General features: G+C 48.9%; 14 protein-coding genes and 1 other annotated feature (1 of these 15 only partly in view). Of the genes, 9 read left to right on the top strand and 5 right to left on the bottom strand.

Going from position 1 to position 14,187, the window contains the following annotated elements; all coding sequences use genetic code 11:
- The first annotated feature begins 10 nt into the window (after window positions 1–10).
- The 4 genes from M3194_RS18430 (at window position 11) to M3194_RS18415 (ending at window position 4,980) form a co-directional block, all read left to right on the top strand.
- Window positions 11–1,243, top strand: coding sequence for an MFS transporter (locus M3194_RS18430; RefSeq protein ID WP_251655546.1), 1,233 nt, complete (start codon window positions 11–13; stop codon window positions 1,241–1,243).
- Between the two features lie 129 nt (window positions 1,244–1,372).
- Window positions 1,373–1,663 carry an ArsR/SmtB family transcription factor gene (locus tag M3194_RS18425; protein WP_251655545.1) on the top strand — a complete coding sequence of 97 codons (291 nt, stop codon included), beginning with the start codon at window positions 1,373–1,375 and terminating at the stop codon, window positions 1,661–1,663.
- 51 nt (window positions 1,664–1,714) lie between these two features.
- Window positions 1,715–4,207, top strand: coding sequence for a DsrE/DsrF/DrsH-like family protein (locus M3194_RS18420; RefSeq protein WP_251655544.1), 2,493 nt, complete (start codon window positions 1,715–1,717; stop codon window positions 4,205–4,207).
- A 74-nt stretch (window positions 4,208–4,281) separates the two neighbouring features.
- Complete coding sequence (locus M3194_RS18415) at window positions 4,282–4,980, top strand: hypothetical protein (protein WP_251655543.1); 699 nt, start codon at window positions 4,282–4,284, stop codon at window positions 4,978–4,980.
- 95 nt (window positions 4,981–5,075) lie between these two features.
- Here M3194_RS18415 and M3194_RS18410 read toward each other — a convergent pair whose 3' ends face one another.
- On the bottom strand, window positions 5,076–5,303 hold the full coding sequence (locus tag M3194_RS18410; protein WP_091185155.1) for a 3-dehydroquinate dehydratase: 228 nt from the start codon (window positions 5,301–5,303) through the stop codon (window positions 5,076–5,078).
- Window positions 5,304–5,666: 363 nt separating this feature from the next.
- Between M3194_RS18410 and M3194_RS18405 the strand changes: the two genes are divergently transcribed.
- The 4 genes from M3194_RS18405 (at window position 5,667) to M3194_RS18390 (ending at window position 9,457) form a co-directional block, all read left to right on the top strand.
- A complete protein-coding gene (locus M3194_RS18405) occupies window positions 5,667–6,437 on the top strand; it encodes a sugar phosphate isomerase/epimerase family protein (RefSeq protein ID WP_251655542.1) in 771 nt (256 codons plus the stop codon).
- 30 nt (window positions 6,438–6,467) lie between these two features.
- On the top strand, window positions 6,468–7,487 hold the full coding sequence (locus tag M3194_RS18400) for a Gfo/Idh/MocA family protein (RefSeq protein WP_251655541.1): 1,020 nt from the start codon (window positions 6,468–6,470) through the stop codon (window positions 7,485–7,487).
- A 378-nt stretch (window positions 7,488–7,865) separates the two neighbouring features.
- On the top strand, window positions 7,866–8,681 hold the full coding sequence (locus M3194_RS18395) for a CAP domain-containing protein (protein WP_251655540.1): 816 nt from the start codon (window positions 7,866–7,868) through the stop codon (window positions 8,679–8,681).
- A gap of 128 nt (window positions 8,682–8,809) precedes the next feature.
- Window positions 8,810–9,457, top strand: a complete 648-nt coding sequence (locus tag M3194_RS18390) for a 3D domain-containing protein (protein WP_251655539.1) — start codon at window positions 8,810–8,812, stop codon at window positions 9,455–9,457.
- Window positions 9,458–9,489: 32 nt separating this feature from the next.
- Here M3194_RS18390 and M3194_RS18385 read toward each other — a convergent pair whose 3' ends face one another.
- Both M3194_RS18385 and M3194_RS18380 read right to left on the bottom strand, forming a co-directional pair.
- Window positions 9,490–10,287 (bottom strand): polysaccharide deacetylase family protein, encoded by a 798-nt coding sequence (locus M3194_RS18385; protein WP_251655538.1) that lies wholly within the window; start codon window positions 10,285–10,287, stop codon window positions 9,490–9,492.
- 134 nt (window positions 10,288–10,421) lie between these two features.
- Window positions 10,422–11,687 carry a methyl-accepting chemotaxis protein gene (locus tag M3194_RS18380; protein WP_251655537.1) on the bottom strand — a complete coding sequence of 422 codons (1,266 nt, stop codon included), beginning with the start codon at window positions 11,685–11,687 and terminating at the stop codon, window positions 10,422–10,424.
- Window positions 11,688–11,929: 242 nt separating this feature from the next.
- Between M3194_RS18380 and M3194_RS18375 the strand changes: the two genes are divergently transcribed.
- Complete coding sequence (locus tag M3194_RS18375) at window positions 11,930–12,364, top strand: O-methyltransferase (RefSeq protein WP_251655536.1); 435 nt, start codon at window positions 11,930–11,932, stop codon at window positions 12,362–12,364.
- Window positions 12,365–12,442: 78 nt separating this feature from the next.
- Here M3194_RS18375 and M3194_RS18370 read toward each other — a convergent pair whose 3' ends face one another.
- Complete coding sequence (locus tag M3194_RS18370) at window positions 12,443–12,874, bottom strand: DUF1980 domain-containing protein (protein WP_251655535.1); 432 nt, start codon at window positions 12,872–12,874, stop codon at window positions 12,443–12,445.
- Complete coding sequence (locus tag M3194_RS18365) at window positions 12,871–13,881, bottom strand: permease (protein WP_251655534.1); 1,011 nt, start codon at window positions 13,879–13,881, stop codon at window positions 12,871–12,873. Before M3194_RS18365 ends, M3194_RS18370 begins: the two co-directional genes overlap by 4 nt.
- Before the next feature lie 127 nt (window positions 13,882–14,008).
- Window positions 14,009–14,187: a binding site (T-box leader), on the top strand (it continues 77 nt past the right edge of the window).

The raw sequence follows: 14,187 nt of genomic DNA, 5'->3' as shown, positions 1-14,187 counted from the left end.
ATTGCAGGAGATGGAGACAAAGGGAAGTGTCTATAAGCTGGGCATGCAGATGACGCCGCGTGTCTGGTTTAATGCGCGTATTGATTTAAGCGCAACTTTGCTATTTAGTATTTTTAACGTTGTATTGAATCAATTTTTTATGCCTTTCGCCATTCAAGAGGGAGCGAGTAAGCTGCAGGTTGGACTTCTGTCCGCCGCACCGGCGGTAGGCCTCTTGTTTTCCCCGATCTGGGCAGCCTGGATCGAGAAGACGGGCAATCCCAAACCGTTTGTCATTATACCGAACGTAATTGGCAGACTGCTGATCATTTTCCCTGCCTTATTCCCTTATCCATCCGTTTATGTGACAACCGCTCTGGCCTTCCAAATCCTAATGGGGATCCAGGCACCGGCTTATGCTTCTCTAGTCGCTCGGATGTACCCGTCGGATGTTAGAGGCAGACTGATGGGGTATGTACGGGTAGCGAGCGGCGTGCTTATGATTCCTCTAGCGTATATCGTTGGGAGATGGGCAGACGATGCAGGTCCTTCAGGTCCTTTGATTACCGCTTCTATCTTTGGCGTAGCTTCCATTTTCCTGTTTAATTCGCTCCGGCTGCCCAAGCAGCCCGTGCCTTTACAGTCGAGGAATGCGGCCAAATTCTCGCTGCGCGATCAATGGTCGCTGATGTCGGGCAACCGCAAGCTTGCCGTATTTTTAGTGGCTACGACTTTCTCCGGCTTCGGCAATATGATGGCTAATCCGTTGTATCAGATCATTCAGGTGGACGTGCTGGATTTGAGCAATGTTCAGATCGGCTTTGCCCGAATCGCTTATTATGCCGGGCTGCTGCTTACGTATCTCATTGCGGGTCGGCTAATCGACAGGATTGATATTAAGCATGTATTGTTATGCGGGATAAGCGCATATGCGATTGTACCGATGCTATATGGGGTATGGGGAACTTATCCTGCCGTTATTCTGGGCAACGGCATTCAAGGCGTAGGCGAGGCCATATGGGATATCGGCATCCTGGCCTTCGTATCCAGACTTGCTCCGGGCAGGGAAGCGGCCGTATTTGGCGTTCATCTCATGCTCTTTGGCATCCGCGGCACGTTGGGTCCGCTGTTAGGAGCAGGCTTGTCCGACAGTGTATCGTTAACGGTGCTGCTCGTTATTGCTTCGATATGCGGCTGGATCGGCACGGCGATGTTCCTGCTCGGCAACAGAAAAGAGCTTCCTCGGGAGGGAGCCTCCGGCTAACCCTTATCAACAAACGAAAGGACCTGACAACAGGTCTTTTTTTTTATTACATGCTCAGCTTGCATTATATATCTTTATATCGTAATATTAAGATATTATGATTCAATGACAGACTAGAGGAGTGGAGAAATGGATAACAACTTTAAAGCCTACGACGATGCTGCCGACATGCTGAAGGCATTGGCGCATCCGGTACGTTTGTGCATCGTGAAGGGACTGCTTCAGAAAGGCCGGTGCAATGTGTCGTTTATGCAGGACTGTCTGGATCTGCCGCAGTCTACCGTATCGCAGCATTTGCAGAAGCTGAGAAGCGCGGGGATTGTTGCTGCCGAGCGAAGCGGGCTGGAAATTCATTATACAATCGCTTCGCCGAAGATCGCGAAATTGATTGAAGCAATGTTTACCGAAGACGAGTCCTAGCCGGTCGCCATTCATACTATAGTTCGATAACAACAGGAGGCATTAAACAGCATGAGTAAAAAAGTCATTATTGTCGGAGGCGTTGCGGGAGGAGCTTCCGCAGCAGCAAGACTGCGCAGATTGGATGAGCGGGCGCATATTATGATGTTCGAACGAAACGATTATATATCGTTCGCGAATTGCGGCTTGCCTTATTACATTGGCGGTTCAATCAAGGAGCGCGGCAAGCTGCTTGTTCAAACACCGGAAGCCATGTTCAAACGATTTAATCTAGATATCCGCACGCAAAGCGAAGTTATTGCGGTCAGCCCGGAAGCCAAAACCGTAACGGTCCGGAATCTGGCAAGCGGCGAGCAATACGAGGAAAGCTATGACCAAATGATCTTATCGCCGGGTGCAAAGCCGATTCGACTTGACGTGCCGGGCGCGGATCTTTCTTCTATTGTCTCTCTCCGCAATCTTGCGGATACCGACCGGATTAAGGAAAAAGTAACGGCGGAGGAAACGCGTTCAGCTGTTGTGATTGGAGGCGGATTTATCGGCATCGAGATGGCGGAAAATCTGAAGGAACTAGGTCTGGACGTAACGCTTGTTCAATCCGGCAATCAGATTTTGTCTGCGTTCGATGCTGAGATGGCGGGAATGATGGCGAGCGAAATGGAGGATAACGGGGTTCGGCTGCTGTTTAACGAACAGGTTCAGTTATTTAGCGAGGCAGAACATAACCGCATAGAGATTCGTCTTTCTTCCGGCGCTATACTTCGGACGGAGCTTGTTATTTCGGCTATTGGCGTAACGCCGGATACGGCTTTTCTTCAAGGCAGCGGCCTTCGCTTTGGTTCACGCGGGCATATTCTGGTCAATGAGCACATGGAGACGAATCTGCCTGATATTTATGCCGTTGGGGATGCGGTTGAAGTCGCGGATTTCGTCAGCGGCAGGCAGACGGCCATTCCGCTTGCGGGTCCGGCGAACAAGCAAGGCCGGATTGCCGCCGATAATGTGGCAGGCTTGAAAACAACCTTCAAAGGTACGCAAGGCACCTCCATTATAAAAGTATTTGGCCTTACCGGCTCATCAACCGGCAGCAACGAGAAGTCCCTTCGGGCTCAAGCCATCCCTTATCAGGTGACTTATGTCCATCCGAATTCGCATGCCGCCTATTATCCGGGGGCCGTGCCGTTGTCGCTTAAGCTGATTTTTGATGAAGCCGGCCGGATTTTGGGGGCTCAGGCTGTTGGACGTGATGGCGTGGATAAACGGATCGATACGATTGCCACGGTTATGCGCTTAAGAGGTACAGTCACTGATCTGACGGAGCTCGAGCTGGCATATGCCCCTCCCTTCTCATCAGCGAAGGATCCCGTTAATATGGCAGGCTATACCGCCGAAAATATTTTGTCCGGCTTGACAGAAGTATTTGTTGCGGAGCAACTTGTTGCCCGAGACAAAGAGCGTTCGGTTCTTGTTGACGTAAGATCGCAAATGGAACATGATAACGGTCATATCCCGGGTTCGATTCTTATCCCGGTGGACGAGCTTCGCGGCCGTCTGGATGAGCTGGACCGCAATAAAGAGATATGGGTCTACTGCCAGGTTGGCCTTCGCGGTTACACGGCTTCCCGCATATTGCGGCAAAACGGCTTTAAAGTGAAGAATTTAACCGGCGGCTTCAAGACTTACAAGCTGACTCAATATAGGCCAAAGCAGGATGAGAAGCAGCCTGAAGCAGCCTTGGTTGATACTGCGATTGCCGGAGTGAAGGAAGCCGCTGCTGCGTCAGCTGCAATAAATGCTGATCTGCAAGCTGATGCCTCCTTGGATGCTTGCGGCTTATGCTGCCCGGGTCCGCTTATTCAGGTGAAGCAGCGGATGGACGATTTGCAAGCGGAAGAGGTATTGAAGGTAACCGCGACAGATCCGGGCTTTTACGAGGATATCAAGGCCTGGGCAGGCATGACGCATAACCGGGTCGAGAAGCTGACGAAGCATCCGGACGGCACGATAGAAGCTTTTCTAAGGAAGGGCGATATATCATCTGCTGCGATCCGTGTTCCAGCTAAGTCCCAAGGCGGGGACAACAGCACGATGATCGTCTTCAGCGGTGATCTCGATAAAGCCATTGCTTCGTTCATTATTGCCAATGGCGCGGCATCGAGCGGCAAGAAGGTCACGATGTTCTTTACGTTCTGGGGATTAAATGTCATCCGCAAATCCGAAAGGGTACCCGTAACCAAAAGTCTGATCGGAAGCATGTTTGGCATGATGATGCCGCGCGGCAGCAGGAAGCTTGGTCTGTCCAAAATGAATATGATGGGCATGGGAGCCAAGATGATCCGCGGGGTTATGAGCAACAATAATGTAGCTTCCCTTGAAGAGCTTATTGAGTCGGCAATTGCGCAAGGCGTAGAGGTTGTAGCCTGCCAAATGTCGATGGATTTGATGGGAATCAAGCAGGAGGAGCTTATCGAGGGTGTGAAAATGGCGGGTGTAGGCTATTATTTGGGGCAAGCCGACCAGTCGGGCATTAACCTGTTTATCTAAGCGACATGTTCATTTCTCGTTCATATTGGTCTGCTACAATGCAATTAAAAGACCATAGAAGGGGAATACGAGAGATGAATAACTGGAAAATCGTATTAAGCGCTGTCGCGATCACGGTTGCTTTGGCGGGTTGCGGCTCTAAGTCGGAAGAAACGGGCACTTCGGACGGAACAGCTGCCGGCGGCCAAGCCCAGGGGCAGAATCAGGGACAGCAAGGCTTCCAAGGCCGGGCGATGATGGGAACAATCGGCAAGATCAAGTCGATTAACGGTCAAACCATTACAATCTATAAATCATCGTTCCAAAGACCGGAGGGCGGCGGACGGGAGGGAGCACCTCCGCAAGGCGAAGCGCCGGATCAAGGTGATGCAGCACCAAGCGGTAATCCTCCAGCGGGTGATCAGGCCCAAGGCAATGCAGGCTCTGCGCCTCAAGCCGGCAACGGACAAGGCAATGGAGGCGGGCGCCAGCGCAGCATGGCGAATATGTTCTCGGATGAGACCATGGATATTACCGTAACCGATGCGACCAAGATCGTCTCCGTAACCAATACGGACGGCAAGATGACGGAAACGGACAAGACGCTGGCTGATTTGAAGGCCGATGATATTATTACTGTACAGCTGAAGGACGATACGCAGGAAGCGGAGTCGATTCGTCTAGGCGGATTTGGCGGTGGAGGCTTTGGCGGCGGCGGTGGCCGAGGGCAATTCCAGAACGGCGGCGGAGCTCAGAACGGACAACAGCAGGCTGACGGGCAAGCTGCAAGCTAAAGAAAAAGGAAGAAGCACTGAGGTGCTTCTTCCTTTTTTATCAATAAAGAACTGCCCCGGGCATATGGCAAGGCAGTTCTATACATGCTATTGGTTTAATACAATGAGATGGTTAACGTATCTTTCTCATACAGCGAGTGGAGCGTGGCTTCGCTGCCGTTGATTTCAACGCTGATCAGCGATTTGATACAATTTTTCAAGGCATTTTTGCCCGTTGTAAGCTTGCGGTTCAGTACATCGGATAACTTCTCGATTGCTTTTTTATTCGTATCGGTTAAATAAACGGGAATTGTGCGATTATTAAACAAGATCATTGTTTTCATGGGGAATGCCTCCATTCCATTAATAGACTTTTGATATATCCTATACGAATCAAACATTCAGAAAGTTTCGTTTAATATGATTTCGTATGTGTTCCGTGCTTTATGACCCTATTCTAAGTCATAAAGATTAAGATAATCTTAAAAAATGGTTATGATTTCTTTACAAATTGAGGTTTTTCCGCGTTACGGAAAAATGGTGGACAAGCCAAGAGGAGCCATGAAATGAAGAAATGGCAAAATCGCATAAGAAAAGAGTAATTAGACAACTATATTTTTGGTTCCCGCTGCCCGTATAATGGGTATCGTAGAACTATAAAATACAGACAGCTACAATGAATTGAATCATAAAGGAGTGCTTAACAGGTGACACGTCCGGGTATCGGTTTACAGATGTATACGCTTCGTGAGCAAACAGCTCAAGATTTTGAAGGTACATTGCGTCAAGTTGCTGCAATGGGTTATGAAGGCGTTGAATTTGCCGGCTACGGAGATATTCCTGCCGAACAAATGAAAGCGCTGCTAGAAGAGCTGGGTCTGATTGCAATCGGCAACCACGTACCTCTGGTTAATCTTGAAACGAAGATTGATGAGGAAATTGCCTATTTGACTACGATTGGCGCAAAGTACGCGATCTGCCCTTGGCTTCCTGTCGATGTGCGCGATGCGGAAGCATGGAAGAAGCATATTGTAAACTTCGCAGAATACGGTAAGCGATTCCAAGAAGCAGGCATTATCTTCTGCTACCATAACCATGAATTCGAATTCGAAGTTGAGATTGATGGACAAGTCGTATTCGATAAGCTGTACGAAACCGTTAGCGCTGACCTCCTGCAGGTAGAGATGGATCTTGGCTGGGTTCAATACGCTGGCCGCGATACGCTGGAGTACATCTCCAAATATGCCGGCAGACTGCCGCTTGTTCACTTGAAAGACTTCGTTAAAAATACGGCAAAAGCAGAAATCGACACGGTTGAGCTTGGCCGCGGCGATCTGGATCTGCTTCCGCTTATTCAGCGTTCCGAGGAATCGGATGTGAAATGGCTGATCGTTGAGCAGGACCGCTGTGCGAATCCGCCGCTTGAGTCCGTTGAAGAAAGCATTAACTGGCTGAAAACAAACTATCTGAACAAATAATACTGATCACAGAAGAGGCAGGGGAAATTCATGAGTAAAGTAAGAGTTGCGGTAATCGGTTGCGGTTCCATCTCCAAACATCGTCACATTCCTGAGTATGCAAGCAACAACCATGTTGAGTTTGTAGCATTCGTTGATCCTGTAATCGAGCGTGCAGAAGAATACGCTGCGAAGCATGGCGGCAAAGCTTATGCCGATTACGAGACTATGCTGGCTGAAGTAAAACCGGACGCGGTAAGCGTATGTACGCCTAACTACCTGCATGCTCCTATGAGTATTGCAGCAGCTAACGCTGGCGCACATGTCCTGGTTGAAAAGCCAATGGCCGTTACGGACGAAGAAGCAGCCGCAATGATCGAAGCGGCAGCGAAAAACGGCGTGAAGCTGATGGTAGGACATAACCAACGTCTGATGCCTCCGCACGTAAAAGCGAAGCAAATTCTTGAATCCGGCGTACTTGGCAGAGTGCTGACTTTCCGCACATCGTTTGGCCACCCTGGTCCGGACGGCTGGAGCATTGACGGTGCAGGAAGCTGGTTCTTCCGCAAATCGGAAGCAATCATGGGAGCTATGGGCGACCTTGGCGTGCACAAATCCGACCTGATCCGTTACCTGCTGAACGATGAAGTCTCTGAAGTTGCGGCATTTATCGGCACAATCGATAAAGCTGGCGACGTGGATGACAACGCGAACGTTGTTGTACGCATGAACAGCGGTGCGATCGGCTCCCTCGTGGCAAGCTGGACTTATTACAAAGGTGAAGACAACAGCACGGTATTGTGGTGCGAAAAAGGCGTTATGAAGATCGGTACGCATCCGGAGGATCAAGTTATTGTTGAACTTCGCGACGGTTCTGTTGAAAAACATAGAGTCGGCGAAATCTCTACAAATACGAAACAGCTGTCCAGCGGCGTAGTGGATGCCTTCATCGATTCAATCGTAAATGACACTGTTCCGGCTATTCCGGGTGAAGAAGGCCGCAAATCGCTCAAAGTTATTCTTAGCGCATTTGAGTCGCAGGCAACTGGCCAATTCATCAAAGTGAATTAATCGCTATATATAGAAGAAACTCCTCGAGGGATCACCTGAAACGGTGATTTTTCGGGGAGTTTTTTATTGTTTTGCAACTGTGAGAAAACGCTTTCTTAAAGGATTCTAATGTTTTGCGGTTCAGGAATCGAAATATTCTGACTTTTGGTTGGAAGGGCCAACAGCCGCCTGAATTTGCGGTTTTAGAGAAAAGTGAGCACATTCTCATAAACGTGCTGAACCGCCTGTTTTTACTGTGAAAACGCACTACTTGCCAGTTTTTGTGCCATGAAACAAGTTCGAAACACATGTTACGATAAGTGGCGTCGGAGGGCAAGTGCTTAACTAGCCAAGCCAAATAAGCTTTTATCAAATATATAATCCTAGGAGGATGATTTCATGAAGATGCAAACATTACGAGTAGGTGTCGCTAGCATAGCAGCAGCAGCTTTGATCAGTGTAGGTTTAACGACTCCAACCGCAGGTGCAGCACCAGCTGTGAAGACTTACTCCACAACTTTGAATAATGTTTCGATGGATCAAATCAACGAAATCGCAAAGCATTACGGTATTGACCTGAGCAAGATCACTTTCGGCGGCATTACAATTCAATTGCCAACGAAACCAAGCACGGGTACTGGCAATACAACAACACCAACAACGCCTTCAAAACCTACTACACCATCTAAACCAACAACACCAAGCACGGGTTCGGGCAACACGGGTTCCGGTAACACAGGATCTGGTAACACAGGATCTGGTAACACAGGCTCGGGCAACACTGGTTCGGGTAACACTGGATCCGGTAACACGGGTTCTGGCAACACAGGCAGCGGTACAGTATCGCAAAGCGAATTCGCTTCCCAAGTTGTAACGCTTGTTAACAAAGAGCGTGCTAATGCCGGTCTGAAAGCTTTGACGGTTGACGCGCTTTTGACTAAAGTAGCAACTGCTAAAGCACAAGACATGTACGACAAAAACTACTTTGATCATAACTCCCCAACTTACGGTTCGCCGTTTGACATGATGAAATCGTTTGGCGTGACTTATAACTATGCTGGCGAGAACATTGCAATGGGTCAAAAATCGCCTACTGAAGTAATGACAGCTTGGATGAACAGTGCTGGTCACCGTGCTAACATCCTGAATGGCAATTACACGAAAATCGGCGTAGCTTATGTGAAGGGTGAATGGGTTCAAGAATTCACAGGCTAATGCTTGCCCGGCAATTCTCGAAGTAATTTAATCGGATGATCGCAGCGTCAGGCGGTTCCGCCTGACGCTTCTATATTAAATACGGTACTTCCTATACTTAACGCATTAAACCAAGGGGGAAAACACATATGAAGAAAGCTTCAATGATGACAACGGCGGTACTTGGCTTATCTCTTCTATTTGCCGCGGGATCGGTTCATGCTGCAAGCAAGACACATACGGCTGTGGAGGGCGATACGTTCTGGAAGCTCTCGCAGAAATATCAGATATCCGTTGATAAGCTTATGCAAGCGAATACAAAGATTAATCCTTTGAATATATACGCAGGGCTTAAAATCGTCATCCCAACAGCAACTGCTTCCAAAACAACGACAGCAGCGGCTAAGACGACAGAAGCTAAGGCAACAAAAATTACTGCGCAAAGCGTAACGGCAAAGGATGGCACCATCCATACCTTCAGCAAGCAGATTACGGTTAAAGCAACGGCTTACAGCGGCGCAGCTTCGGAGAATGGCGGCTGGGCAGGTCTTGATTACTTCGGCAATAAGCTTAAAGTAGGCACGGTTGCCGTGGACCCTAAAGTAATTCCGCTTGGCACAAAGCTGTACGTTACGGGCTATAACTCTGATGGTCTTCCAACAGGCGGAATGGTTGCGACGGCATCCGATGTTGGCGGCGCGATCAAAGGCAATCGCATCGATATTTACTTGCCGGGCACTCCTGCCGAGGTAAGCAAATTCGGCATTCAGAACATAAAAGTATATGTTTTGAAATAAAGAAAGGATAACCGGAAGCCATGGTGCTCCGGTTATTTCATTTTGTCCGCCGGTTGGTTCAGCAACTCGGGCAGCGTAACGAACTTGTATCCTTTTTTCCTAAGCTGTGAGATAAGAACAGGCAAAGCCTCAATTGTACCGGTAAGATCCTGCCCATACCCTCCTCCTGCATGCTGCAGGACAATGGAGCCTGGCTGCAGGGTCCTTTTTATATTGTGCAGGATGATGCCGCTGCTTGGATTGTTCTTCCAATCCACGGAGTCTACGTCCCAGTTCACGACCGTATATCCGCTCTTTCTCGACCATGCCACTTGCTCCGGAAGCATCTCGCCATACGGCGGCCGTACGAAGCGGGGATGATACCCGATGATCCGGCTGACGATAGCGTCTGTACGCCAAATCTGGGTATGGAATTCCCTTGGCTTCAGCTTAGACAAGACGGCATGATTATAAGAATGATTGCCGATGATGTGCCCCTCGCGATGAATACGACGGACCATTGCCGGATGCTGCACGGCGCGTGAACCTACAATAAAGAAGGTCGCGCATACATCATAGCTCGCAAGGGCATCCAGAATTTGGGGGGTAAACCGCGGATCCGGGGCATCATCAAAGGTGAGGGCAATCCGCTTGGAGTTTCTCGAACCATTCAGGATAAAGGAGTCGGGAAATTGCTTATGCATCTTTACCCAGGACATTCCCGCCGGCTTTCGTTTTTTCGGTTGTGGCGAAGAAGAAGCATAGGCTTCCCCCGTAAAAGTAAACAGCAGCACGATGGTTAACGCCATCCATAACCATCGATAACTTCTGCCGGGCATTACCCACTTCATTATTGGATTGCCTCCGTTTCCTATTATGTAGTCGTGAAGCTATTTTTCCCGATACGGAAAGGATCATGCGCATTAAAAATAAAAACAGCCGTATCCAAAAGGCCTGGATACGGCTGTACTTCGTTACTTGAATATTATTTCACCTTGAATACTTGAATCGTGCGCTGAAGCTGCGTCGACATGTTGAGCATGCGCTCGGTCTCTTGAACAACGCCTTGCACGGAAGCAATCTGCTCGTTCATTGAAGCGGATACCTGCTCGGTGCCAGCTGCCGATTCTTCCGTAATCGCCGAAATGTTCTGAATCGCATCGGAGATTTTGCGGGCGCTCTCGAGCATTTGATCGCTTTCTCTCGCGAATGCGGCAATCTGCTCGGTAATGAATTGAACGCTTTGAACAATCTCCGCGAATACCATCTCGGACTCGCGGATCCGATCGGTCTGCATCTTAACGGCTTCTTCGTTCACTTTCATGTGATTAATCGTTTGCTTGATGCCTTGATCGATACTCTTCACCAGGCTGAACACTTCCTTCGTGGAAGCCGTTGATTCCTCCGCCAGCTTGCGGACTTCCTGGGCAACTACGGCAAACCCTCGGCCATGCTCGCCTGCGCGTGCAGCCTCAATGGAAGCATTAAGCGATAACAGGTTCGTCTGCTCGGCAATGTCGGAGATTGCCGTTGTCATCGCCGTAATGCCTTGTGCTTTGCGCGCGAGGTCGGCGATGGTCTCGGATACCTTCTCGGTTGCTTCTACGTTGCGGCGCATCCCGTCGGACTGCGCTTCCAGCGCTTCGCGTCCTTTATCGACAAGGCCCAGGGTAAGCTCGGAACGCTCGTTCATTTCTTTGGTTGCATGGGCATAATTCGCTACCTTTTTCTCGATCTCGGCAATGGATTCGCTCATATCCGCAACGTCTTCGGATATTTCGTTTGCCCCTGTCGCCAGCTCGTTGGAGGATGCGGCAACCTGCTCCATCGCAATCTGAATGTGATTGTTTTTATCGAAAATATTTCGGCTTGTTTCCGATACATGCCTTGTAATATTGGAGGTTTCGGTCAAAATATCGCGTAGCTTGTCCACCATGCTGTTGAAGGCATGGCCAACTTCGCCAAGAGACGCATTCGAAGCGGTGTCGATTCTTTGAGTGAAATCTCCCTTTGAGATCCGGAACGCTGCGTTTGACATTTCTTCAAACGAGGAGCTCAAAGCCTTCTCGATAAAACCGACCGTCGGATAGGCAATTATAGCTAGTACCGCCGTCACAATTATCCCGGCAAGGAAGGAGCCGCCGCTAAATAATAGGACTAAATTCAGTGCAATTGCCGCCAGTGCCAGATTGAAATAAATGGAGGTCAGTAGCTTACTTCTAACGGATAAGGAATAGTACCATTGGCTCATTATGTAAGCGCTCCTTTTTATAGAATAACCATATTATAGCATCAGCGTTGAAATTGGTCTATAAATGTCGAATAAGATCGAGGGAATTTCGAGTAAAGAAAAATATGTAATTGCGTGATAATTGTAAAAAATTATAATTAACTATATTGTCAATTTATTGAAAAGATTTTATAATCAGACCTGAGAACTAGTTGGAAACAACTAATTACAACATTTTCAGGGTAGAAAGGAGGAGAAATAATATGAGTTTAGATGCTATGCCATTGGCACGGCAAGTTGATTTTGTTTTTCGCCAATTAGAAGATGAACTGACGCATGCGGTTGGAGGTACGGTTCATATTCACATTCGGAATAACGCGGTTGGCAAATTCGGCCTTCGTCATAATCCGATTGAGAGCAGAAACGGCAAGCTGGAGCAAGACGGAGAAGGGGGGATGACACCTACTCAGGTCCAGGCTTTTCGCAAACTTGCGATCGATGCTTTGAAATTGAGAAGGAATTGGACACATGGCGAAATTATGTACGATTTTGCTGTCCGGCAGAACACGGGCACCTGGTCGGCTAGCATCTGCTACGAGTCGAATTATAATACAGCCAACTGGAGTTATCGTTACCAGCAGCCAAAGCATCAAATGCTGCGCGAAATGAACAGCGATAATGCTGGCTTTGATTTCTAGACTGGTAGCATTTATCTCTATGATAAACAACAGCCGTGCAGGTATCCTGCACGGCTGTTGGATCTGATATGAACGGGATTATTCGTAATCATCAGGCGGCAGCTTCTGCCCCGAATGAAGATGGGGGATTCCGCTGCTGTTTGCTTCATGATTTTGTGCCGCGGCGGGGAAAAGGAAGCCAAGCAGCAACGGCAGCAGGAATAAGCCGTACACAAGAATGCTCTTCAGAGGAGACATCGAGTGGTCGTGGTCAAGATGGTCATGGTCATGATGGTGATGATGATGAGCGTGATCATGGCCGCATTCGTTGCAGTCAGCAGCATGGGGCTTGCGCTGCAGAGCCAAGAAGGCTTGATGGACAGCGGCGGCGTTCAGAACGATAGCAGACAGCTTGACGTACAGCTCCATTCGCGGAGCAATATAGAGCGGCAGCTGACCTAGGCGGTCCAGGTAGATAATAAGGAAAGCGAAGGCGGCAAGAAAGCCTGCCCGTATCCAGTTATGATTCATCGCAGCACCTCCAGCAGCCATACGCTGGCCAGCACGAAAGCAAAGGTCAGGATGGTAATCGACAGAACAATCTTGACCCGGAAGGCCGACAGCATCATCAGCATGTTTTTCAAATCGATCATCGGACCAAACACAAGGAAGGCAAGCAAAGGACCATGTTCAAACATTCCGTTAAACGACGCCGCGATAAAGGCATCGGAGGTGGAGCAGATCGACAGCAGAAAGGCCAGCCCCATCATGAAGAAGTAGGAGAGAACAGGCTGGTCCGCAACCGATTCGAAGGCCTGCCGGTTAATAAAGGATTGGATAACGGCAGTCAGAAGAGCGCCAAAGATTAAATACTTGCCCATATCAAAAAACTCGTCGGAAGCATGACTAAGCGTTGCGGACAGTTTTCGGCCTTTTTTAACCGGCGCATGGCTTTCATGCACATGGTGATGATGAGCGTGGTTGTCGACAGCTGCGCCTTTGAGAGGACTGCCTTTCATGAACCTGTGAAGGAGCAGCCCAATGATAATGGATACGGCAAAAGCAATCATCAGCCTGTCGTAGGCCATCTGTGGCTCATTGCGGAAAGCGGCATAGGTGGATGTAAACACAATAGGGTTTATAATCGGGCCGGCCAGCAAATAAACGATACCGATATAAGCGGGCATGCCTTTGCGGATTAACCGCCGCACAACGGGGATCATGCCGCATTCGCATAACGGGAATACGAGCCCAAGCAGCGCGCCAAACAAAATGCCGACCATATGATGCTTTGGCGTCAACCTCTGAATCATTTCGTCGGTTACAAATACTTGCAGAAGAGCGGAGAAGATAACACCAAGCAGAATGAATGGAAAAGCTTCTAATATAATACTTAAAAATACAATTTTGAACTCCTGCGCGCCATGGGACTCCAGCAAGGCAGCGGACCAGGGTTGTCCAGCCCATATAAGGCAGATCATCACAAGACATCCGATGCCCAGAAGCGGGGTTCCGAACCGGAATAATAGGTTCCGCATAAGCCTACCTCTCTTTAACCATAAGGATCACGTTGATATACAGCTTATGCCGGGCAAGAGAAGGATAGGACAACTTTCTTTAAGCTGACTTGACACGGCGGTAGAGACTTGCGCTATAATCAGGATACGAAATGCGATGATGGGAACAAGTAAGCACAGGTGTTTATGCGTAACAGAGAGCTGGCGGACAGTGCAAGCCAGTGCAAGCCTGATTGCTGAATGGATCCTGGAGCGGAAAGCGGAACGCAGACTCTTGAAGGGCTGTTTATGCTTCTCCGGCCGTTCCCCGTTACGGAACAATGAAGG

This window comes from Paenibacillus glycanilyticus, from assembly GCF_023715145.1.
Taxonomy (GTDB): domain Bacteria; phylum Bacillota; class Bacilli; order Paenibacillales; family Paenibacillaceae; genus Pristimantibacillus; species Pristimantibacillus glycanilyticus_A.
Note: the sequence above shows the minus strand (reverse complement) of the source record. Positions and strands in the feature narration are given on the sequence as shown.